Genomic DNA, 23,211 nt, shown 5'->3' on the forward strand with positions numbered 1-23,211 from the left:
ATGCCGCGTCGTACCTGGCTGACCGGCATGGCCGTGCTGGGCTGGTTCGGTTTGACCGTGCAGGTGTACCTGGTGCTGCTGGCGCGTTGGCAGGAACAGGCCAGCCTGGTTGGCGGCCTGATCAATGTGTTCGGGTATTTCACCGTATTGACCAATACCCTGGTGGCAACGGTGCTCAGTTATGCGGCGTTCGGCCGGGAAGGCCGTGCCAAGCGTTTTTTCCTGTCGCCTTCGGTGGGTTCCGCGGTGGCCGCCAGCATCGTGCTGGTGGCATTGGCCTACAGCGTGCTGTTGCGTCACTTGTGGCAACCGCAGGGCTGGCAATGGCTGGCGGACGAGTTGCTGCACGATGTGATGCCCGTGCTCTATGCCTTGTACTGGTGGTGCGAAGTGCCCAAGGGCAGGTTGCGGCTATGGCACTTGCTGGTCTGGGCGGTGTACCCGGCGGTGTATTTTGCCTACGCGCTGTGGCGAGGGAGCGAGATTGGCGTATATGCCTACCCGTTCATCGATGTGGCGAGCCTGGGGTATGGGCAGGTGATGCTCAATGCCCTGGGAGTGCTGGCGGGGTTCTGGGGGATTGGGCTGGTGTTGCTGGGGCTGGATCGGTGGCGGGGGCTGCACAGATTGGCTTGAGCTGCACTGGCCCTCTCGCCGGCAAGCCAGTGCAGGCAATAAACAATCATTCGTCGTCCGCAGTCCCGTCGGCACGCCAGTAGGCCACAGCCTTCAGCGCATCCTCAGGCAGGCCTTTCTCCAGCAACAGCGCCTTGGCCTGGCGGGTCAGGGCTTTTTCCAGCGCCACCCAGCCGTACAACCGGCCTTTTGGCAAGGTCAGGTTCTTCACCAGTGCCAGCAAGTCTTCCTGTTGGCGACGTACCCAGATCACCTCCACCTGTGCCTTGCTCGGCAGTGGCTGGCGTTCCTGCTCGTCTTCGATCTGGATAACCGCCAGCACCTGGCGGCCTGCCGGCAATTCCTCCAACCGGCGGCCAATGGCCGGAATGGCGGTTTCGTCGCCGATCAGCAGATAGCTGTCGAAGATGTCCGGCACCACCATCGAAGCCCGCGGCCCGGCGATGTCCAGGGTTTGCCCGGGTGCGGCCTGGGCGGCCCAGGTGGAGGCAGGGCCATCGCCGTGCAGCACGAAGTCGATATCCAGCTCATTGGCCACCAGGTCGATGCGCCGCGGCGTGTATTCGCGCATGGTGGGCCGTGCGCCACCTTCTCGGCCCAGATTACGGGCCTCGATGGCTTGCTGTTGCTCCGGCGTTTCGGCGAACAGCAGCTTGATATGGTCGTCGCTGCCCACGCTGGTGAAGCCTTGCAGCTCGGCACCACCGAGGGTGATGCGGCGCATGCGCGGGGTCAGTTCGGTGACCCGCAGCACCTGCAGGCGGCGTTGGCGGATCTCGTGGTTGACGCGGTGAATGGTGTCACTCATGGGGTGTCTCCCTGACAGGTTCGGCCGGCCCGGAGGCGATGGCCTTGGCGGTGTGGTTGAGCAGGTCGCGGACCCGCTCGATTTCTTCCGGTGTCCAGCGGCCGCTGTGCATGTGCAGTGCGTGGCGCAGGTTGCCGACCGCTTCATGAATCTCTGGCGGGCGGTCGTGGCCGCGCAGGGCGCGTTTGCTGACTTCGATGCGCATGCGCACGCCGTCCAGGGCAACGGCCTGTTCGGCCAGGGCGGTGCGGCCGGCTTCAGTGATGGCATAGAGGCGTTTGCTGCCCTGCACCTGGCCGCTGATCAGCTCGGCCTCCTCAAGGAAGTTGAGGGTGGGGTAGATCACCCCGGGACTTGGGCTGTAGCTGCCGTCGAACAGGTTCTCGATCTGGCGGATCAGGTCGTAGCCGTGGCCTGGCTGCTCGGCGAGCAGGGCCAGCATCAGCAGCTTGAGGTCGCCGGGGGCGAAGACGCGAGGGCCGCGTTCGCCACGGCCGGGGCGCCGCTCGAAGGGGTCATGGGGGGTAGGTTCGCGCATGGGGAAAGGGCTCCGTCGTTTGCGATATATCGTAAGATATTACTCAAGATATATCTAAAGACAAGCCCTTAATTGCAGATGATTATCATCTAGTTGTTCGATGCATCCCCTTGTGGCGTGGCTGTGTGCGTGGCCACCTGCGGCGGTTTGCACTCATTCGGATTGCCCGGTTGCAGGTATGGCATGAGAATCGGCGCCATGCCCTTGAGTACCTGCACCGGCAGCGCCGAGGTGAACTTGAAGGCCTCTGCCGAGCGCCCCGGCACGAATGCGGTCAAGGTGCCGAAGTGGTTGTCACCCAGGAAGAACACGAAGGTGGCGGTACGGTTCAGCGAGCGCGAGCCGATCAGCCGGCCGCCAGCACCAAAGCTTTCGATGCGGTTGTCACCGGTACCGGTCTTGCCGCCCATTACCAATGGCGTGCCGTCCTGCAGCTTGAAGCTGCCGGAAATACGCCGCGCGGTGCCCGCATCCACCACCTGCGACATGGCGCCTTTGAGGGCGCGCGCCACTTCGACCGGCAGAATCCGTACGCCCCGGTCCGGGTCGGTGACCAGCTTGGTCTCGTAAGGCGTGTTGGCCGCAAAGTGCAGGGTGTCGATACGCAAGGTCGGCAGGCGCACGCCGTCGTTCTGGATGATGCCAACCAGTTCGGAGAGGGCGGCAGGGCGGTCGCCCGAGCTGCCGATGGCGGTGGCCAGCGAAGGCACCAGGTGGTCGAACGGATAGCCCACGCGCTTCCAGCGCTGGTGAATGTCGAGGAACGCTTCGATCTCGACCATGGTGCGAATACGGCTGTCACGGGCGCCCTGATGGCGGCTCTTGAACAGCCAGCCGTAGACCTCCTGGCGCTCGAAGCGGCTGGCATTGACCATTTCGGTCAAGGTCGAGCCGGGGTTCTTCAGCAGGTAACCGAGCAGCCACAAGTCCAGCGGGTGGACCTTGGCGATATAGCCCTGGTCGGGCAGGTCGTACTTGCCCGGGCCATAGGCGTCGTACATCTCCGACAGACGGCCATCGGTCAGTTTGCCCAGGACGATCTTGTCGCCCTTGAGGTGGGCGCGGACGAAGGCGTTGAAGGTTTCCTGGCCAGCCTCGGGGAACAGGTAGCGGTGCACGGCCGCCAACCGTTGCGGGGTCACGCGCATGCTGTCGAGGAAGGTGTCCAGGCGCTGCTGCGAGGTCTTGCGCTGGTATTTCTTCCAGAAGCGCATCAGGTAGTTGGTGCCTTCCTTGTCGGCGAAACGGGCCAGGTATTCCTGGCGGCGCGGGTCGGAGTCGTCCTTGAGCAGCGGCACACGGTTATACGGCTGCTGGTAGGTCACGTAGCGCACCAGGTCGCGCATCAGGCGGATGAACGGCAGGTTGATCGATTCGCGCAACGCATCCTTGAGGGTCGGGTTGCGGCTGTTGTCTTCCTTGCGGAAGTTGTTGAACACATGCATGCCGCCGCCGGTGAAGAAGGCTTCGCCGGTGTTGGCCGAATACTTGCGTTCCAGCGCGGCATCGAGCATGGCGTCCAGGCTCTGGTTCTTGCTGTTCTGCGCCAGCCATTCCAGCGACCACTGGCTGATGCGGTCGAGTTCGGCGACTTCGACTTTCTTCAACTCCGCGGCAGGCTTGCCGGCGTACTTGTCGTGCAGCTCGGCGATGATCTCCAGGTAGGTGGTGAGCACCCGCAACTTGGCGGTGGAGCCCAGCTCCAGCTTGCTGCCTTCGTTGATGTCGAAGGGCTGGTCGGTGCTGTCGGTCTGCACCCGCACCCGCGAGCCGTCGGCGGTGCGCTCGAACAAGGTGAAGCTGTAGCTCACCTGGTCGGTGGTCTTGGCCGTGAGCAGGCGTTCGCCGATCAGGCCGATCTGCGCCGCGAATTCAGGGTCGGCAAGGTTTTTCAGGTACTGGCTGACCTGCAACTGCAGGTCGGACTGCAGGGTACTGGTGGCCGACACGTCGAGCCGGTCGAGGTCGTACAGCGGGCGGTTGAGCATGGCCGCCAGACGGTTGCGTGCCAGGCTGATGCCCTTGTTGGTGACGATCGGCACGATGGTCGGTTGCGCCACCCAGTCGCGGTATACCGCCTTGCTGGCCAGTGCTGCGTCGGCCAGTGGCTGCTCGATGACCTTGTTGGCGGCCAGTACGCGAATGTGCGCGTCGGTCAGTTCGGCCAGCTCGACCCGCCCCTTGGACAGGTAGTGCGAGGGCCGACGCTGGGCAATCATCAGTGACAGCACCTGGCGCAGGGCCAGGCCGCGCGTGGCCATGCTCTCGGGGTCGCTGGCGGTGGAACTCAGGGCCTGGTTGACCTGGTCGAAGTCGGCGCCGTACCACACCCGCAGGCCTTCGGCCATGCCATGCACTTCGCCATGCCCAGGCACTGCCGACAGCGGCACGCTGTTGAGGTAGTCACGCACGATGCGCTGGCGCGCCTCGGTAGTGTCCGGGCCGCCCTGGTAGGCGCGCACGCTGGCGGAAATCATCTGGCGGATCTTCTCGGCGCCGGACACGGTCAGGCCGTCCGGTGAATGGCGGTACTTTTCCAGCTGCGTGGCCAAGGTACTGCCGCCAGCGGACTGGCCGGGCAAGGCCAGGTACTTGGCCACCTGGCTGTAGGCGGCCTTGGCGAAGCGCGGCCAGTCCACGGCCGGGTTGTTACGCGGGTCCTTGGTGTCGAGCAGGTCGCGGTTCTCGATGAACAGCAGGCTGTTGACGATCACCGGCGGGATCGCCGCAAAGTCCGGGTACAGGTGTTGCGGGTAGTTGTACTGGTACAGCATGTCGCCGCGGCAGTCGGTGATCGACAGGCCCGCCTGGATTTTCTCGATATAGGGGGCGAACAGCCCATGATCGACGTAGTTCATCAACGCCGGCGAGAACCTCACCTGCTCGCTGATCAGGTAGTCGCGCTTGAGCAGGCGCGGCAGGAACTCGCCCAGGGCGCTGTAGCCAAGGCGTTTGTCGAACGGCCCTTCACCGGGGTAGACGATGGCATCGCTGGGGCCTGGCTGCAGCGAATAGGTGAGGGTGCTGGCCAGTTTGCTGAATTCCCGCGACTGCAGGTTGGAGGTGCGGAATTCGTCATACGCAGCGAAGCCGATGGCCACCAGCGCCACCAGCAGGATGAGGATGATCAGCCGCCACCATAGCCGACGCTGACGGGGGGATTCGGGTTGTGGCGTCTCGGCCGGAGGTATCTCGGGTGCTTCCGTTCTGCTTGGTTCCGATTGCCACAGTGCGCCCATAGTCTTCTATCCGGCCAGGTATTTTCGTCTTGCTTGTCTGAAGCTTAGACGTTGAGCGGGTGAGGTGAAAATTTTGTAAGAGGTGGAGAAAAGTGGTGTAGGGCTATGCGGCTTTGGTGTGGGTTTCTTCATACGGCGATGTTGCTATGGTGCCGCAGGAAATTTTGCGGGCGCTTTGCGCCTGATCGCAGGCAAGCCAGCTCCCACAGAGCCCGACTTCTTGCCAAATTTCTGCATATTTATAGTGAAAACTCCTACAACGGTCTTCCTATACTGCTTGCCCCCTTCGCCCTGCCGGCCGCTCTATTCCGGTACACGGGCCGGCCCACGAGGCCAGCCCGGCAAGCCAACGCCACGCCTATCGGCCTGGCCGGTGCTGCACGAAGGTCAAATCCAATAACAAAATGAGGTTGTATTGCTATGCCAGTCGGCAACCACCCTGCCCACGGCCAGGCCACTGAAGGCGGCCCGCTCAAACGTGAACTGGGCGAACGGCACATCCGCCTGATGGCGCTGGGCGCCTGTATCGGTGTCGGTCTCTTCCTCGGTTCGGCCAAGGCCATCGAAATGGCCGGCCCCGCCATCATGCTGTCCTACATCATCGGCGGCCTGGCCATTCTGGTGATCATGCGCGCCCTTGGCGAAATGGCCGTGCACAACCCTGTCGCCGGTTCGTTCAGCCGCTATGCCCAGGACTACCTTGGCCCGCTGGCGGGCTTCCTTACCGGTTGGAACTACTGGTTCCTGTGGCTGGTGACCTGCGTTGCCGAAATCACCGCGGTGGCCATCTACATGGGCATCTGGTTCCCCGACGTACCGCGCTGGATCTGGGCCCTGGCGGCGCTGGGCAGCATGGGTGCGGTCAACCTGGTGGCAGTGAAGGCCTTTGGTGAATTCGAGTTCTGGTTCGCCCTGATCAAGATTGTCACCATCATCGCCATGGTCCTTGGCGGCATCGGCATCATTGCCTTTGGCTTCGGCAATGACGGCGTGGCAATGGGTATCTCCAACCTGTGGAGCAATGGCGGCTTCATGCCCAACGGCGTGACCGGCGTGCTGATGTCGCTGCAGATGGTGATGTTCGCCTACCTGGGCGTGGAAATGATCGGCCTGACCGCCGGTGAAGCACGCAACCCGCAAAAGACCATTCCGCAGGCCATCGGCTCGGTGTTCTGGCGCATCCTGCTGTTCTATGTCGGTGCGCTGTTCGTGATCCTGTCGATCTACCCGTGGAACGAGATCGGCAGCCAGGGTAGCCCGTTCGTCATGACCTTCGAGCGCCTCGGCATCAAGACCGCCGCCGGCATCATCAACTTCGTGGTCATCACTGCAGCGCTGTCGTCGTGCAACGGCGGCATCTTCAGCACCGGGCGCATGCTCTACAGCCTGGCGCAGAACGGCCAGGCCCCGGCGACCTTCGCTCGCACCTCGAAGAACGGCGTACCGCGCAATGCGCTGCTGCTGTCGATCGGCGCGCTGCTGCTGGGCGTGCTGGCCAACTACCTGGTGCCGGAGAAGGTCTTCGTCTGGGTTACTTCCATCGCCACCTTCGGCGCGATCTGGACCTGGGTGATGATCCTGCTGGCGCAGCTGAAGTTCCGCGCCGGCCTCACCACTGCCGAGCGCAAGGCACTGAAGTACCGCATGTGGCTGTGGCCGCTGAGCTCGTACCTGGCGCTAGCCTTCCTGGTGCTGGTGGTCGGCCTGATGGCCTACTTCGAGGATACCCGCGTGGCCCTGTACATCGGCCCGGCGTTCCTGGTGCTGCTGACGGTGCTGTACTACGCCTTGCGCCTGGCGCCGAAAGACGCGCAGGGTGTGGCCAGTACTGCTTCCTGATCTGAAATGGCTGGGGCCGCTTTGCGGCCCTTTCGCGACACAAGGCCGCTCCCACAGGAGATCGCGTACTCCTGTGGGAGCGGCCTTGTGTCGCGGTGGGCTGGGTAGCAGCCCCAGGTTCAATCAGGCCGCCACCTCGCTGTGCGGCTCGAAGCTGTCCGCCCGCGCCAGTTGCCACATGCGCGAATAGAACTGCCCGTTCACCTCGCCAGTCAGCAGTTCACCCGGCTTCAGGAACACATGCATCTGCGAGAACAGCTTGATCTCGGTGGCCGAGATGCGCCGCACCAGGTGCTTGGCTTCCAGTTGCGCAGGGTGCTCCAGGCCCGCTGCCGCAAGCATTTCGGCCAGGGCCCGCAAGGTGTTGTGGTGGAAGTTCACCACCCGCTGGGCTTTATCCGGCACCACCAGCGCCCGCTGGCGCAGCGGGTCTTGCGTGGCCACACCGGTCGGGCACTTGTTGGTGTGGCAGCTCTGCGACTGGATACAGCCGATGGCGAACATGAAGCCGCGTGCCGAGTTGGCCCAGTCGGCGCCAATGGCCAGCACGCTGGCAATGTCGAAGGCGCTGACGATCTTGCCGCTGGCGCCCAGCTTGATCTTGTCGCGCAGGTTCAGGCCGACCAGGGTGTTGTGCACGAACAGCAGCCCTTCGCGCAGCGGTACGCCAATGTGGTCGGTGAACTCCACTGGCGCCGCGCCGGTGCCGCCTTCCTTGCCGTCGACGACGATGAAGTCGGGCAGGATGCCGGTTTCCAGCATGGCCTTGGCGATGCCCATGAACTCCCACGGGTGGCCCAGGCAGAATTTGAAGCCCACCGGTTTGCCGCCAGACAGCTCACGCAACCGGGCAATGAACTGCATCATCTCGATGGGGGTGGAGAAGGCGCTGTGGCGCGACGGCGAGATGCAGTCTTCGCCCATCAGCACGCCACGGGTTTCGGCAATTTCCCGGGTTACCTTGTGCTTGGGCAGGATACCGCCATGGCCGGGCTTGGCGCCCTGGCTCATCTTGATCTCGATCATCCGCACCTGCGGGCTGCGCGCCTGGGCGGCGAAGCGTTCGGGGTCGAAGCGCCCATCCGGCGTGCGGCACCCGAAGTAGCCGCTGCCCAGTTCCCAGACCAGGTCGCCGCCGTGCTCGCGGTGATAGGGGCTGATGCTGCCTTCGCCAGTATCATGGTGGAAATTGCCCAGCTTGGCGCCCTGGTTGAGGGCACGGATGGCATTGGCGCTGAGCGAGCCAAAGCTCATCGCCGATATGTTGAAGATCGACGCCGAGTAGGGCTGGCTGCACTGCGGCCCGCCGACGACGACCCGGAAGCTGGCCGGGTCGGCCAATGGCGCCGGACGCATGGAGTGGCCGATGAACTCGAAGCCAGACTCGTACACGTCGATCAGGGTGCCGAAGGGTTTGTCCGAGGCTTCGTTCTTCGCCCGCGCGTACACCAGCGAGCGCTGGGCGCGGGAGAACGGCAGGGCGTCGCTGTCGGCCTCCAGCAGGTACTGGCGGATTTCCGGGCGAATGGCCTCGACCAGGTAGCGGATGTTGCCCAGGATCGGGTAGTTGCGGCGTACTGCGTGGCGTTGCTGCAGCAGGTCGAACAGGCCGATCAGGCTGAGGATGGCAGTGGTCAGGGTGAACGGCCACAACCATTCGTGGTGGGTGAAGGGCAGGCTCGCCAGGGTGAACAGCACACAGGCGGCGAAGAAGGCATAGCGGCTGAGAAGTGACAGGCTCATACAGGGTCCTTGCGATGGCGCGGTCAGGCTCAGGGCCTGGGGTAAACCCCGACCATAGCCAAGTTGCACGGCTGTGCAAATTAAAATCGGGGTAGCGAAAATCATTCTCGCCAAGCCTTGTGCAGGCTGTACGGGCCCTATCGCCGGCTTGCCGGCGATAGGGCCCGTACAGCAAAAAACACTCAGATGGTGTCGCGCAGCAGCTTCTGCCGCCAGCTTTCCTGCTCTTGTGCCGGCGCTTCGACCAGGTACGAATAGTGCCCGGCCACCCGCACCGCCACTGGTACCCCGTCGCGATACAACAGGCGGTTGCCACTGACCGCCGGCACTTTCGCCCCCGGTAGCAACGACCCGACCAGGTTCAGCGGGTCACTGGCGCTCACCAATACCAGTGCCCCGTCCAGCTCACGCCGCCGCACCTGCCGCAGCAGCCCCACCGCCTCTGGCAAGGCGAATTGTTCACCGGCCAGCCCGGCAATGAAGCGCCCGCCACGAATCTCGCCACGCGCTTCCAGCCGGTGATAGCAGCGCAGCAGCTCGCGCCACGGCGGCAGCACATCGCTTTCGCGCTCCAGCAGCCGCCAGCACACCACGCCATAGCGCCGTAGCAAGGCACGGGCGATGTGCTCCAGACGCTGGCTGTCGTCCACCGCGCCCGTGCGCAACAAGGCCCAGCGCCCGGCATGGGACATGCTGCTGGACAGCGGCGGGTGGCCGCGTCGGCTGTTGCGTGAAGCGCGTTTCGCCGCCGGGGTGATCAGGCTGCGCAGGCCGGTGAAGCTGTCGGCCCCAACCAGGCCTGCACCTACCAACTCCTGCAAGACCGTCTCCAGTTCGCTGGGCAGCAGGTGGGCATCCTGTGTCAGCTCGTCGAAGAACAGCGCGCCATGTGCATGCAGCACCTCGTGGACGCGTTGCGCCCGTGCGCCGAGGCTATCCAGGGCTGGCACGGGGGCAAGGCTGCGCCACAGGCCAAGGTGCTCGCGCGGCAGCAGCACCAGCGGTGTGCTCGACAAGGTGTTGCTCGACACGGTCGCCGCCAGCCGGCTCCAGGCGAACTGCCCGCTACGGCAGGCATCGTCGAGCCAGTGCGGGCTGTAGTCCTTGATGCGTGCCGGCAGCAGTTCGGCCTCCCAGGCGCCAGCGGCACTCGGGAAGCCTTGCAATTGGCCCAGTACCTCGGCCACCGCTTGCGGGCCGCGCAGGCGTGTGTCGTTGGCCAGGTGCTGCCAGTCGAACAGAAAGCGCATGAAGTCCTGCAGGCTGACCGGCTCGATCTCCCGCCGCAGGCGTTTGACCGTGTAGCGGTGGATACGCGCCAGCAAATGGCGCTCGCACCACTGCAGTTCGCTTGCCCCGGGGCTGAAATGCCCACGCAGCACATAGCCTTCGGTTTCCAGGCGGGCCAGTGCCTGTTCGATGGCCGGCAGCGGTTTGCCAAGTGCTGCCGCAATCTGCGCACGGGTCAGCGGGCCATGGCCGCTCAGGCGGGCTCGCAGCAGTTCGACCAGCGCAATGTCCGGCTCGATGGCCTGATCGAAGCCTGGCAGTACCTGCAACGCAGGTTCCAGCCGGGAGCCGGGATACAGCACCTGCAGCAGGCTCAACCGCTCGCGCGCCAGCCACAGCTTTTCATCCACCAGGCGCAAGGCCCGGCCGGCTTGGGCCAACTGCCTGAGCAGCAGCTCCCAACTGGCATTGTCCTGCACTTCGTCCTGGCTGATGGCACCCAGGCCCATCAACGCCTCATGCATTTCATCGGCATTGCCCGGCTGCGGCCAGGCCTCGGCAGCAACGGCGGCAATGGCATCGGCGTCCAGTGCGCCCAGGGCGTCGCCGCTGTGCACCTCGTTCCAGCGCCGGTTGAGCACCGCCTGAGTGCGCCGTTCTTCCAGCGGCGCATCATCCAGAAAGGCATAGGGACGGGCATTGAGGATGGCCGAAGCCAGCGGCGAAGGGGCGGGCAGGTCGCGGCACAGCAGGCGCACCGTGCCGCTTTCCATTCGCCGCAACAGCGCCAGCCAGCCTTCGCAGTCCATCGCCTCGTGCAGACAGTCGTCGAGGGTTTGCTCGACCAGCGGATGATCAGGAATCTGCCGTTCGCCGACGATATTCTCCAGGCAGGCGATCTGGTCGGGGAACACGGCGGCAATCAGGTCTTCGCTCTTCATCCGCTGGATCTGTGGCGCCACCTTGCGCCCACCGACAAAGCGCGGCAGGGCCAGGGCCACGCTGGCGTTCCAGCGCCAGCGCACGCCAAACAGCGGCGCATCGAGCAGCGCCTGGACAAGAATCGGCTCGGCGCTGCGGCTATTCAGGTAACGCCACACATCGTCCAGTTCGAAACTGTGGCTGGTGGACAGCGACAGCACGATGGCGTCCTCGCTGGCTGCCGCCTGCAACTCGAAGTTGAAGGTGCGGCAGAAGCGCTTGCGCAGGGCCAGGCCCCAGGCGCGGTTGATGCGGCTGCCGTAGGGCGAATGGATGATCAGCTGGGTCCCGCCGGACTCATCGAAGAAGCGCTCCATCACCAGCGTGTCCTGCGAGGGCAGGGCGCCGAGCACTTCGCGGGTGCGGGCCAGGTAGTCGAGCAACTGGCCGGCGGCGGCTTCGCCCAGGTCGAAGGTGTCCTGCAACCAGGCCAGCACCTCGGCCTGGTTGGCGCTCGCCAGCTGTTGGTCGATCTGTGCCTGCAGCCGGGCCACCGCGGCAGACAGCTCGTTGCTGCGCCCCGGCGCCTCGCCCAGCCAGAATGGAATGGTCGGCGGCAGGCCATGGGCATCCTCCACCCGCACCCGGCCCGGCTCGACGCGCAGGATGCGATAGGAGGCGTTGCCCAGCTGGAAGATGTCGCCGGCGATGCTTTCCACCGCAAAGTCTTCGTTGACGCTGCCGATGTTCAGCGCCTGCGGTTCGAGCAGCACGGCGTAGTCGGCGTTGTCGGGGATGGTGCCGCCGCTGGTCAGAGCGGTCAGCTGGCTGCCACGGCGGCCACGCAGCGTGCCGCTCACCGCATCGCGGTGCAGGTAGGCACTGCGCACGCCCTGGCGACCGTTGAAGCCCTCGGCGAGCATGCGCAGCAGGGCCTGAAAGTGTTGCCGGTCGAGTTCTGCGTAGGGCGTGGCCTGGCGCAGGCAGTCGAACAGCGCCTGTTCGTGCCAGGGCTGGTTGCTGGCTTCGGCAACGATCTGCTGGGCCAGCACATCCAGCGGCGCCCGGGGAAGGTGCAGTTCGTCCAGCTCGCCCCGGCGTATGCAGTCGAGCAGGGCCACGCATTCGATCAGGTCATCGCGCGAGGTCGGGAACAAGCGCCCCTTGGGCACGCCATCGACCTGGTGGCCGGCGCGTCCAACCCGCTGCAGCAAGGCCGCGATCGAGCCTGGCGAAGCGATCTGGCAGACCAGTTCGATGTCGCCGATATCGATGCCCAGTTCCAGCGATGCAGTGGCCACCAGCACCTGCAGCTGGCCGTGTTTCAGGCGTTGTTCCGCCTCCAGGCGCAGCTCCTTGGCCAGGCTGCCATGGTGCGCGGCAACCGCCTCTTTTCCCAGGCGGTCGCTGAGGTGACGGGTGATGCGCTCGGCCAGGCGCCGGGTGTTGACGAACACCAAGGTGGTGCGGTGTTCGCGCGCCAGGGTAGCCAGGCGGTCGTAGACCAGGCCCCAGACATCGGTGGCCATCACCGCACCCAGCGGCACTGGCGGCACCTCGATGGCCAGGTCGCGCTGCCGGGCATGGCCGACATCGACGATGGCGCAGGTGCGGCCGTTGCCGACCAGGAATTGCGCCACCCGCTCGACCGGGCGTTGCGTGGCTGACAGGCCGATACGCCGCAGTGGCTGGTTGCACAGGGCTTGCAGGCGCTCCAGGGTCAATGCCAGGTGGGCGCCGCGCTTGTTGCCGGCCAGGGCATGGATTTCGTCGACGATCACCGTGTGCACGCTGGCCAGGCCTTCACGGCCCGACGCCGAGCCCATCAGCACGTACAGCGATTCGGGTGTGGTCACCAGGATATGCGGCGCCAGCTTGCGCATGGCGGCACGCTCCTTCTGCGGAGTGTCGCCGGTACGTACGGCCGTACTGATGCGTGGGGCGTTCAGGCCCTGGTCCGCAAGGGCCTGGCTAATGCCTTCGAGCGGGGCTTGCAGGTTCAGGCGGATATCGTTGGACAGCGCCTTGAGTGGCGAAACGTAGACTACCTGGGTTTGCGCAGGCAGCTCGCCCTGGTGCTCCAGGCCCTGGCGGAACAGTTCGTCGAGCACGGCCAGGAACGCGCTGAGGGTCTTGCCCGAGCCGGTCGGCGCGGCCAGCAGCATCGAATTGCCCGCGTGGATCAACGGCCAGGCCTTGGCCTGGGCATCGGTGACCGTGGCGAAATGGCGACGGAACCAGGTGCGCACAGCAGGGTGAAACAGCTCGAGCACCGGGTGGTGTTTGGCGGGCAGGTTCATGTGTTGGTTATGGCGGGTGTGGGACGGGTTGGCAAGGGGCCGTTCGTCTGGCAGGTCGGCTATATCCTGTGGCGGCCCTTTCGCGGGCATGCCCGCTCCCACAGGTGCTGCGCAGGACTTGTGGGAGCGGGCGTGCCCGCGAAAGGGCCGGCACAGGAAACACTGGCCTTGTCAGGTCAGGACCCCCATGGGATCCTCCCCGGCCATTGTTTCAAGTGAGCCCAGCCCATGCCCAAGACCATCCGCATCGCCGCCGCCCTGCTGATCGACCCCCAGGGCCGCACCTTGCTGGTTCGCAAGCGCGGCACCCAGGCCTTCATGCAACCTGGCGGCAAGATCGATGCTGGCGAATCCCCGCTGCAGGCGCTGGTGCGCGAGCTGCATGAGGAACTGGGCCTGCACCTCGACCCGGCCCAGGCCGTGCACCTGGGCCAGTTCAGCGCCCCGGCCGCCAACGAGCCGGGCTTCGAGGTACAGGCCGAACTGTTCCGTGTCGACAGCGCCGCCGCCGTGCGCCCGGCCGCGGAGATCGAAGAGGTGGTTTGGCTGGCCGCTGACCAGGTACCCGCCATGCACCTGGCTCCCCTGACCCGCGATCTGATCCTGCCGCTGTACCGCCAGGCCGTCAGCGCACCGCGCTGACACCATCGAGGGTGGCGAACGAGGTGTCCTTGGCTGTCAGCAAGAAGTCGCGCATGTACGGCGCATCGAGCATGTCGGTGCGCACGGCGGCGTAAAGCGTGGCGAACAGGCCTTTCTCGCCCAGGCGCTTGCCCTTCACATACCCGCGCGAGCTGTACTCGTGCAGCGCCCAGTGCGGCATGCCGCAAACGCCACGGCCGCTGGCCACCAGTTGCATCATCATCACCGTCAGCTCCGACGTGCGCACGGCGGCCGGCTCTATGTCGGCCGGCTCCAGGAAGCGGGTGAAGATGTCCAGGCGATCGCGCTCCACCGGGTAGGTGATCAGGGTCTGGTCGAGCAGGTCCTGCGGCACGATGTAGGGTTTGCTGGCCAACGGATGCTGGTTGGCCACCGCCAGCATCGCCTCGTAGGTGAACAGCGGTACGTAGGTGATGCCCGCAAGGTCCAGCGGGTCGGAGGTCACCACCAGGTCGAGGTCGCCGCGGGCCAGGGCCGGCAGCGGGGCAAAGGCAAAGCCTGAGGCCAGGTCCAGCTCCACTTCCGGCCAGGCATCGCGGAACTGGTCGATGGTCGGCATCAGCCACTGGAAGCAGCTGTGGCATTCGATGGCCATGTGCAGGCGCCCGGCGGTGCCACCGGCCAGGCGCGCGATGTCTCGTTCGGCGCTGCGCAGCAGCGGCAGGGTGGCATCGGCCAGTTGCAGCAGGCGTAGCCCGGCGCTGGTGAAGCGGATCGGCTTGGTCTTGCGTACGAACAGCGGCAGGCCCAGGCGCTCTTCCAGCTCCTTGAACTGGTGCGACAGCGCCGACTGGGTCAGGTGCAGGCGCTCGGCAGCCTCCACCAGGCTGTCGGCCTCGCGCAGGGCATGAAGGGTTTTCAGGTGACGGATCTCCAGCACAGCTGACTCCGGGGTGTGGATTTGAGGAAACAGGGAATGAGTTGAGTTTCCCTCATGTTGCCGCGCCTGTCGACTGGGCGTTCGGTCGCACCGCCTGGCGGGAGTCATCAAACTGTCACTGAACTGTGGCAGCGCGCCCGAACAGAATTCATCAGACTCGCGCTCTACTGGGGATCTGCATTCTGGTGTTTCTTTCATGCGGGCTTTTTGGCTTTTTCTTTTCTGTGTATTCGGCGTACCTGCGAGTTTCGCTGAACAGCGTTGTGACGCCCAGGTGCCGGTGCAGCGGGCCGAGCTGGGGGCGGTCAGCCTGGTGTACCAGAGTGTCGGTGCGCCACGCGACCCTGCCTTGCTGCTGGTGATGGGCCTGGGCGGGCAGCTGATCCACTGGCCGGACGATGTGGTCGAGGCATTGTGCCGCCAGGGCTTTCGGGTGATCCGCTATGACAACCGCGATGTCGGCCTGTCACGCTGGAGCCAGTTGCCACCGTCGGCCAACCTGACGGTCGAATTGCTGCGCTACAAACTGGGCCTGCCGGTGGTTGCGCCTTATACGCTGACCGACATGGCGGACGATGGTCTGCGCCTGATGGATGCGTTGGGCGTGCGCCAGTTCCACGTGCTGGGGGTGAGCATGGGCGGCATGATTGCCCAGCACCTGGCGGCCATGGCGCCCGAGCGCGTGCGCAGCCTGACGCTGGTCATGTCCAGTTCAGGGGCGGCGGGGTTGCCGGCGCCGGATCCGGCGCTGGTGCAACTGCTGGCCCGGCGCAGCGCGCCGAACCGCAAAGTGGCCATCGAACAGCAGGCCGACCTGCTGGCGGCGCTGGGCAGCCCCGAGGTGCATGACGACCGTGCAGCCTTGCTGCAGCAGGCGGCCGTGGCCTACGACCGGGCGTTCAACCCTGACGGGGCCAAGCGCCAGATCATGGCAATCCTGGCCGAGCCGAGCCGCGTCGAGCTATTGAACCGGTTGAGGGTGCCGACATTGGTGGTGCATGGTACGGCCGACCCATTGCTGCCGGTAATGCATGGCGTGCACCTTGCGGCACATATTCAAGGTAGCCAGTTGCGTTTGATACCGGGGTTGGCGCACCGCTTCCAGGAGCCGTTCAAGGCGCCGCTGCTGGGGGCTGTGTTGCCCTACCTGCAGGCGCATCGGCAGGATGTCACGCATATCGCAGGGCTCTGAATCCGCGTTGGCCTCTTCACGGGTACGGCACAGACCTCAGGCAATGTGAGGAACCTGTGGGAGCGGGTTTACCCGCGAAGAGGCCAGCGCCGATTCCGATCAGTGCATCCGCACCCACAAGGTCACCAGCACGGTCGCGGCCATCAGCCAGGCCACCGTGGCCAGTGCCAGCGATGCCTCCAGGCGCAGGCGGTCGACCAGCACATACAAGGTCGCCAGGTACACGAAGTACGGAATGATCGACCACATGCCGAACAGGATGGTGGTCTTCAGGTCGGCAATGCTGCGCCCTTTGCCGACGATGTAATGGGCAATCAGGGCGAAGGTAGGGAACAGCGGCACCAGCCCGGCGATGTAGTAATTGCGCGTCTTCGACAGCACCGCCAGCAGCAGCACCACGCCAGCGCCAAGGGCCGCTTTGAATACCAGGTCCACGTTGTCTTTCCAGGTTGGGTTTGAGGTCAGCCGAGGCCGTATTTTTTTACTTTGTCGAACAGCGTGGTCTTGGCCATGCCCAGCTCCTGGCTGGCCTGGCTCAGGTTGCCGCCAGTGCGTTGCAGGGCGTCGCTGAGCAGGTTGCGCTCGAACGCTTCCACCGCCTCGGCAAAGCCCAGACCTTGGCTGGCACCACCGCTGGGGCCTTTCTTGAACGCCGGCAGGCCGAGGGCATAGCGTTCGGCGACGTTGCGCAGCTCACGCACGTTGCCCGGCCAGTCGTGGGCCATCAGGCGCGACAGGGTCTGGCTGTCCAGGGCAGGTGTTTCACGGTCGAAGCGCAGGGCAGACTGCTGCAGGAAGTGTTCGAACAGCTGCAGGATGTCTTCGCGGCGCTCGCGCAGCGGCGGCAGCTCCAGGGTTACCACGTTCAGCCGGTAATACAGGTCGCTGCGGAACTGGCCGCTCTGGCCCATGGCATCCAGGTCGGACTTGGTGGCGGCGATGACCCGGCAGTCCACCGGAATGCTCTGGTTCGAGCCCAGCCGCTCCAGGGTGCGCTCCTGCAGCACGCGCAACAGCTTGATCTGCAGGTTGATCGGCATGCTCTCCACTTCGTCGAGGAACAGCGTGCCGCCGTTGGCGTGTTCGATCTTGCCGATGCGGCGTTTGCCGGCGCCGGTGAAGGCGTTGGCTTCGTGGCCGAAAATCTCGCTTTCGAACAGGTTTTCCGGCAGGCCGCCACAGTTCAGCGCCACGAACGGCTGGCCCTGGCGGCGGCTGAAGTCGTGCAGGCAGCGGGCGACCAGTTCCTTGCCGGTACCGGTCTCGCCTTCGATCAACACGTTGGCCGAGGTATCGGCAACGTTGGCGATCAGTTCGCGCAGGTGCTCCATGGCTGGCGAGCGGCCAATGATGCGCCCCTCCAGGCTGCTTTGCTCGGCCAACTGGCGGCGCAGGGCCACCACTTCGCGCGACAGCCCGCGCTGTTCAAGGGCGCGGCGCACCACGTCGACCAGGCGCTCCGGGGAGAAGGGCTTTTCCATGAAGTCGTAGGCGCCATTGCGCATGGCGCCGACCGCCATGTCGATATCGCCGTGGCCGGTGATCAGCACCACCGGCAGGCTGCGGTCGCGGGCCTTGAGGCGGTTGAGCAGCTCCAGGCCATCGATGCCCGGCAGGCGGATATCGCTGACGACGATGCCGGCGAAGTCGTCGCCGATGCGTTCCAGCGCTTGCTCGGCGCTGCCCACGCCTTCACAGGCGATGTCTTCCAGGGCCAGCGCCTGCTGGCAGCCGAGCAGCACATGCGGGTCGTCTTCGACGATCAGGACGGTAAGAGGCGCTTGGTTCATGGGTGCTCTGCCGATTCGCTAGGGGGTGATACCAGCGGCAGGGCCAGGACGAAGGCCGTGCCGCCGCTGGCGGGGTGCTCGACGTTGAGGCTGCCCTTGGCGGCGGCGGCAAGGCTCGCCGACAGGGTCAGGCCCAGGCCCAGGCCGTGTTCGCCCGGTTTGGTGGTGAAGAAAGGTTCGAACAGGTGCTTGCGCGCCTCGGCGTCGATGCCGTGGCCATTGTCGCGCACCTGCAAACGGTACTTGTCGCCCTGCAGCTCGCCTTCCAGCCACAGCTGCGGCAGTGGCTGGGCGGCCATGGCATCCAGGGCGTTGCCGATCAGGTTGACCAGGATCTGCTCCAGGCGGGTCTGGTCGATGGCCAGTTGCTGGTCCTCGAACTGATTGTGCAACTGCAGGTGGCAGGCGCTGATGCGGTTGGCCAGCACCTGCAGGGTTGCGTCCACCGCCTTGGCCAGCGAGGCCTGGCCGCTGTCGTCAGCGCGCCGGGCGAACGAGCGCAGGCTGGCGGTGATACGGCCCATGCGGTCAATCAGGTCGTTCATGGTGCGCAGGTTGGTGCTGGCGGTTTCCAGCGCCCCGCGTTCGAGGAAGCGCACGGTATTGCCGGACAGGGTGCGCAGCGCGGCCAGCGGCTGGTTCAGTTCGTGGGCGATGCTGGTCGACATCTGCCCGATGGCGGCCAGCTTGCCGGCCTGTACCAGCTCATCCTGGGCGTGGCGCAGGGTTTGCTCGGCATGCCGGCGCTCGCGAATCTGGCCCTTCAGGCGTTCGTTGCTGGCGCGCAGGTCGGCCGTGCGTTCGGCGATCCGTCGCTCCAGCTGACTGTTGGCTTCCTGCAGGGCCTCGCGGGCTGCCAGGCGGGTGGCGATGACCTTGCGCCGTTCGTTCCAGGCGATGCCGAGGATCGCCAACAAGGCGAAGGCCACGCCCACCAGGATGCCTTGCACCATGGATTCGCGGCGCAGGTCCTGCAGCGGGGTCAGCAGGGTGAAGTGCCAGGGTGTATCGGCCAGGCGCCGGGTCTGGGCCAGGTAGGCCACTTCGTGGGCCTTGCCCTGTGCGGTTTCGCTGTTGGCCGGGAAGGTCAGCTTTTCCACGCCATCGGCCAGGGTTTCCCGGGCCAGGGGTTGCAGCTCGTTCAGCGGCCACCAGTAGTACTGCAGGCTTCGGGCCAGGCGCTCCTTGATTTGCGGGGTCAGCGGGCGTACCGACTTCAGGCGCCGGGCCGGGTCGCTGGAGAGGATGATGATGCCGTTCTCGTCGCTGACGAACGCCTCCAGGCGGGCACGCTGCCAGCGCTCCTCGAGGGTGTCCAGGCGCACTTTGATCACCGCCACGCCAATGATCTTGCCGTGCTCTTCCAGGCCATGGGCCAGGTAATAGCCGGCCTCGCCGGTGGTGCTGCCGATACCGTAGAAACGCCCGGGCTCGCCGCGCACGGCGGTCTGGAAGTAGGCCCGGAACGACAGGTCCTCGCCGAGGAACGAGTCGGCATCGCGCCAGTTGCTGGTGGCCTGGACCCGGCCGTTGGTGTCGAGGACGAAGATGGCCCGGCTGCGACTGCGCCGGTTCAGGCCTTCGAGGTATTCGTTGACGGTCTGCCGCGAGCCGCCGTCAGGGTCGGTGAGCAGGTGCGAGACGCTGTCTTCCAGCTCCAGCAGGCTCGGCAGGTAGGTGTACTTGCTGATTTCGCTCTCGACCGTGCGCGCGTGCAGCTCCAGCTGGCGCTCGCCGTTTTCGCTGAGGGTGCGGATGCCGTTGCTCTCGCTGATCAGGTAGCCAGCCATGCCCAGGCCGACCATCAGCAGGATGATCAGTGGCGGCAACAGCAATTGGCGGAGGAGGCGGGATTTCACGGCAGGCTTGGCAGGGAGAAGAAGCGAAGGATCGCATTTCATCACAGTGGCCTTGTCACGACCAGCGCCTGCTGCCCGAAAGGGCAGCGGCGCCGACCGCTTCAGTGAAGCAAAATCAGTGCTGCAGGATCTTGCTGAGGAAGTGCTGGGTACGTTCGTGGCGGGCGCTCGGGTTGCCGAAGAAGTCTTCCTTCTGGCAATCCTCGATGATGTTGCCCTTGTCCATGAAGATCACGCGGTTGGCCACCTTGCGGGCGAAGCCCATTTCATGGGTCACGCACATCATGGTCATGCCCTCGTGGGCCAGCTCGACCATCACGTCCAGTACTTCGTTGACCATTTCCGGGTCCAGCGCCGAGGTCGGTTCGTCGAACAGCATGACGATCGGATCCATCGACAGGGCGCGGGCGATGGCCACGCGCTGCTGCTGGCCGCCGGACAGCTGGCCGGGGTGCTTCTTGGCGTGGGCACCGAGGCCGACGCGGTCGAGCAGGGCCAGGCCCTTCTTGGTCGCTTCCGCTTCGCTGCGGCCGAGCACCTTGCGCTGGGCAATGGTCAGGTTCTCGGTGATGGACAGGTGCGGGAACAGCTCGAAGTGCTGGAACACCATGCCAACGCGCGAACGCAGCTTGGGCAGGTTGGTCTTGGGGTCGGCAATCGAGGTGCCGTCGACCACGATGTCACCTTTCTGGAACGGCTCCAGGGCGTTGACACACTTGATCAGGGTGGACTTGCCCGAGCCCGACGGGCCACATACCACCACCACTTCACCCTTCTTGACCTCGGTGCTGCAGTCGGTCAGTACCTGGAAGTCCCCGTACCACTTGTTGACGTTCTTGATGGAAATCATACGGCGATCCTTTTTTGCAGACGCTTGACCAGCCACGAAGCGGAGAAGCTGATGAGGAAGTACACGACACCGGCGAAGATCAGGAACTCATGGGAGCGCCCGATGATGTCGCCGTTGGAGCGTGCCGAGTTGAGGAAGTCCACCAGGCCCACGGTGTATACCAGCGAGGTGTCCTGGAACAGGATGATGCTCTGCTGCAGCAGCAGCGGGGTCATCTTGCGGAAGGCCTGGGGCAGGATGATCAGGCGCATGGTCTGGCCGTAGGTCATGCCCAGGGCCTGGGCGGCGCCCATCTGGCCCTTGGAGATCGACTGCACACCGGCGCGGACGATTTCGCAGAAGTACGCGGCCTCGAACATCATGAATGCCACCACGCAGGAGGTGAAGGCACCCACCGGGGTGTCCTCGCCGGTGATCCAGCGCAGCACGAACGGTACCGCCAGGTAGAACCAGGTGATTACCAGCAGCAGCGGGATCGAGCGGAAGTAGTTGACGTAGGCACCGGCCACGTTCGACAGCAGCTTGCTCGACGACAGGCGCATCAAAGCCAGGATGGTCCCCAGGACGATGCCGCCGACCACGCCCATGACCATCAGCTGCAGGGTCATGACCATGCCTTCCCACAGGGCAGGCAGGGCCGGGATGATTTCGCTGAAATCCATGTCCATTTATTTGCCCCCTACGGAAATCAGGCCGGGCACCGAGACTTTCTTCTCGACCATGCGCATCAGCAGCATCAGGCCCATGTTCAGGGTGAAGTAGATCAGCGTGGCCAGGGTGAAGGCCTCGAACAGGTTGGCCGAGAATTCGGCGGTCTGCTTGGTCTGCGCCAGCAGTTCCATCAGGCCGATCAGCGACGCCACCGACGAGTTCTTGAACACGTTCAGGAATTCCGAAGTGAGCGGCGGAATGATGATCCGGTAGGCTTGCGGCAGCAGCACGTTGGTGTAGATCTGCGACAGGCTGAAGCCCATGGCGCGGGCGGCGGCTTCCTGGCCGCGGGGCAGCGCCTGGATGCCGGTACGCACCTGTTCGCACACGCGGGCGGCGGTGAACAGGCCCAGGCAGATGACCACGCTGATCAGCGCCGAGGTGGTCGGGTTGAGGTCCTGCTTGAACCATTCCTGCAGGCCTTCTGGCAGCAGGTCCGGCACCAGGAAGTACCAGATGAACAGCTGCACCAGCAGCGGCACGTTGCGGAACAGCTCCACGTAGGCAGTGGCGATACCTGCTACCACACGGTTCGGCACGGTGCGCATGACGCCGAGGAGCGAACCCAGCAGCAAGGCGATGATCCAGGCGGTGATGGCGATGGCGATGGTCCAGCCCAGACCGGTGACGTACCAGTCCAGATAGGTTTCGCTGCCCACGCCGGTGGACTTGAAGAACACGCCCCAGTCCCAGTTGTAATTCATCGGGATTTCCCCTCAGACGGTTGTTTCACGGGCACCTTCCAGCATCCGAGGGCGTAAGGCCCTCGGATGAAAGGTTAGACACTAACAGGTGGCCTGCAGGTTTAATTCGCGCGTTGCAGCGCAGCAGGCCACTGGCTGGGGATCAGGACTTCTTCTCGTCCGCGGCCTTGTCGGTCGGCTCGGCGATCAGTTTCTTCAGCTCGTCGCTCATCGGGAACTGCAGGTTCAGGCCCTTTGGCGGGATTGGTTGCTGGAACCACTTGTCGTAGCTCTTGTTGACTTCGCCCGACTTGAAGTAACCGACGATGGCGTCATCGACCGCTTTCTTGAAGGCGGCGTCATCCTTGCGCACCATGCAGCCGTAGATTTCGTACGACTGTGGGGTACCGGTGATGACCCAGTCCGATGGCTTGCGCGCCTTGGCCATTTCGCCGGCGAGCAGGGCGTCGTCCATCATGAAGGCCACGGCGCGGCCGCTTTCGAGCATGTTGAAGGCTTCACCGTGGTCCTTGGCGGAAATCACGTTCATCTTCATCTGCTTGTCGGCGTTCATCGCCTTGAGGATGCGCTCGGAGGTGGTACCGGCGGTGGTCACCACGTTCTTGCCGGCCAGGTCCGGGAAGTCCTTGTATGCTGGCTGACCGTCCTTGACCTTGGTCAGCAGGCGGGTACCGACTTCGAAGATGCCGACCGAGAAACCGACCTGCTGCTGGCGCTCGACGTTGTTGGTGGTGGAGCCGCACTCGAGGTCCACGGTGCCGTTCTGCACCAGCGGGATGCGGGTCTGGGAAGTGACCAGGTTGTAGCGGACCTTGATGTCCGTACCCAGTTGCTTCTTCAGGGCGTCGACGACAGCCAGCTGGATGTCATGCGAGTAGCCCACGGGCTCGGGCTTGCCGGCCAGGTAGGAAAACGGGATGGAGGAGTCGCGGTGGCCCAGGGTGATGGTGCCCGAATCCTTGATCTTCTTCAGGGTGCCGGTCAGTTCTTCGGCCATGGCCGGCGAAGCGATCACAGCGGCCGCGATGGCGGCGCCCAGCAATTGACGAACGATACGCATCAAATTTTCCTCGACGTGTTTGTTTTTTTTATGGAGCCGTTGGCGGACTCTTTCGTTCAACGAATACCGCAAGAAGCGAGTGCATTCGGCTACCAAGTGTAGAGCATGAGTCGTGCCAAGCCCTGATATCGATCATAACGTCGCATATTCCGAGGGATACAAGCGATTTTTCATGCTGCAGGCTCGCTGTGTCGTGACGGGTTTCCGAACGAATGCCGGGATGGCGTTCGGAAACCCGAATGGCTGAT

17 protein-coding genes are annotated in these 23,211 nt (G+C 64.6%); 4 read left to right on the forward strand and 13 right to left on the reverse strand.

The window, feature by feature from the left end:
* The gene (locus ACIQYU_RS15500; protein ID WP_063913158.1) at nt 1–636 is read left to right on the forward strand and encodes a Pr6Pr family membrane protein; all 636 of its coding nucleotides are present in this window, start codon (nt 1–3) and stop codon (nt 634–636) included.
* A gap of 46 nt (nt 637–682) precedes the next feature.
* Here ACIQYU_RS15500 and ACIQYU_RS15505 read toward each other — a convergent pair whose 3' ends face one another.
* From ACIQYU_RS15505 to ACIQYU_RS15515, 3 genes are all read right to left on the reverse strand, one after another.
* Entirely contained in the window at nt 683–1,444 is a 762-nt protein-coding gene (locus tag ACIQYU_RS15505) for a siderophore-interacting protein (protein WP_207832967.1), read from the reverse strand.
* On the reverse strand, nt 1,437–1,982 hold the full coding sequence (locus tag ACIQYU_RS15510) for a PadR family transcriptional regulator (protein ID WP_207832965.1): 546 nt from the start codon (nt 1,980–1,982) through the stop codon (nt 1,437–1,439). Before ACIQYU_RS15510 ends, ACIQYU_RS15505 begins: the two co-directional genes overlap by 8 nt.
* Before the next feature lie 89 nt (nt 1,983–2,071).
* Entirely contained in the window at nt 2,072–5,221 is a 3,150-nt protein-coding gene (locus ACIQYU_RS15515; protein WP_233687021.1) for a transglycosylase domain-containing protein, read from the reverse strand.
* 420 nt (nt 5,222–5,641) lie between these two features.
* On the opposite strand from ACIQYU_RS15515, the gene ACIQYU_RS15520 reads away from it, so the two are divergent.
* Nucleotides 5,642–7,060, forward strand: a complete 1,419-nt coding sequence (locus ACIQYU_RS15520; protein ID WP_207832959.1) for an amino acid permease — start codon at nt 5,642–5,644, stop codon at nt 7,058–7,060.
* Nucleotides 7,061–7,183: 123 nt separating this feature from the next.
* Here ACIQYU_RS15520 and ACIQYU_RS15525 read toward each other — a convergent pair whose 3' ends face one another.
* Together ACIQYU_RS15525 and ACIQYU_RS15530 are read right to left on the reverse strand one after the other, a co-directional pair.
* Nucleotides 7,184–8,803 (reverse strand): FMN-binding glutamate synthase family protein, encoded by a 1,620-nt coding sequence (locus tag ACIQYU_RS15525; protein ID WP_207832957.1) that lies wholly within the window; start codon nt 8,801–8,803, stop codon nt 7,184–7,186.
* Between the two features lie 182 nt (nt 8,804–8,985).
* Nucleotides 8,986–13,254, reverse strand: coding sequence for a DEAD/DEAH box helicase (locus tag ACIQYU_RS15530; RefSeq protein WP_233687100.1), 4,269 nt, complete (start codon nt 13,252–13,254; stop codon nt 8,986–8,988).
* A 228-nt stretch (nt 13,255–13,482) separates the two neighbouring features.
* Between ACIQYU_RS15530 and ACIQYU_RS15535 the strand changes: the two genes are divergently transcribed.
* On the forward strand, nt 13,483–13,896 hold the full coding sequence (locus ACIQYU_RS15535; protein WP_233687020.1) for an NUDIX domain-containing protein: 414 nt from the start codon (nt 13,483–13,485) through the stop codon (nt 13,894–13,896).
* On the opposite strand, the gene metR is transcribed toward ACIQYU_RS15535, so the two are convergent.
* The gene (gene metR, locus ACIQYU_RS15540; RefSeq protein WP_207832952.1) at nt 13,880–14,797 is read right to left on the reverse strand and encodes a transcriptional regulator MetR; all 918 of its coding nucleotides are present in this window, start codon (nt 14,795–14,797) and stop codon (nt 13,880–13,882) included. The genes ACIQYU_RS15535 and metR overlap by 17 nt on opposite strands.
* A 196-nt stretch (nt 14,798–14,993) precedes the next feature.
* Here metR and ACIQYU_RS15545 point away from each other — a divergent pair, with 196 nt between their 5' ends.
* A complete protein-coding gene (locus tag ACIQYU_RS15545) occupies nt 14,994–15,989 on the forward strand; it encodes an alpha/beta fold hydrolase (RefSeq protein ID WP_233687019.1) in 996 nt (331 codons plus the stop codon).
* 99 nt (nt 15,990–16,088) lie between these two features.
* On the opposite strand, the gene ACIQYU_RS15550 is transcribed toward ACIQYU_RS15545, so the two are convergent.
* From ACIQYU_RS15550 to ACIQYU_RS15580, 7 genes are all read right to left on the reverse strand, one after another.
* A complete protein-coding gene (locus ACIQYU_RS15550; protein ID WP_025754578.1) occupies nt 16,089–16,424 on the reverse strand; it encodes a GlpM family protein in 336 nt (111 codons plus the stop codon).
* 26 nt (nt 16,425–16,450) lie between these two features.
* Nucleotides 16,451–17,779 (reverse strand): sigma-54 dependent transcriptional regulator, encoded by a 1,329-nt coding sequence (locus tag ACIQYU_RS15555; protein WP_013973972.1) that lies wholly within the window; start codon nt 17,777–17,779, stop codon nt 16,451–16,453.
* Nucleotides 17,776–19,680, reverse strand: a complete 1,905-nt coding sequence (locus tag ACIQYU_RS15560) for an ATP-binding protein (protein ID WP_207832950.1) — start codon at nt 19,678–19,680, stop codon at nt 17,776–17,778. The genes ACIQYU_RS15555 and ACIQYU_RS15560 overlap by 4 nt, the downstream gene beginning before the upstream one ends.
* Before the next feature lie 73 nt (nt 19,681–19,753).
* Complete coding sequence (locus tag ACIQYU_RS15565; protein ID WP_003258023.1) at nt 19,754–20,488, reverse strand: amino acid ABC transporter ATP-binding protein; 735 nt, start codon at nt 20,486–20,488, stop codon at nt 19,754–19,756.
* Complete coding sequence (locus tag ACIQYU_RS15570) at nt 20,485–21,156, reverse strand: amino acid ABC transporter permease (protein ID WP_047595781.1); 672 nt, start codon at nt 21,154–21,156, stop codon at nt 20,485–20,487. The genes ACIQYU_RS15565 and ACIQYU_RS15570 overlap by 4 nt, the downstream gene beginning before the upstream one ends.
* A complete protein-coding gene (locus tag ACIQYU_RS15575) occupies nt 21,157–21,903 on the reverse strand; it encodes an amino acid ABC transporter permease (RefSeq protein WP_063913147.1) in 747 nt (248 codons plus the stop codon). It lies immediately after the preceding gene.
* A 142-nt stretch (nt 21,904–22,045) separates the two neighbouring features.
* The gene (locus ACIQYU_RS15580) at nt 22,046–22,963 is read right to left on the reverse strand and encodes a glutamate/aspartate ABC transporter substrate-binding protein (RefSeq protein WP_025340398.1); all 918 of its coding nucleotides are present in this window, start codon (nt 22,961–22,963) and stop codon (nt 22,046–22,048) included.
* Between the last annotated feature and the right edge of the window lie 248 nt (nt 22,964–23,211).

This window comes from Pseudomonas sp. NPDC096925, from assembly GCF_044762545.1.
In the GTDB taxonomy this organism is placed as follows: domain Bacteria; phylum Pseudomonadota; class Gammaproteobacteria; order Pseudomonadales; family Pseudomonadaceae; genus Aquipseudomonas.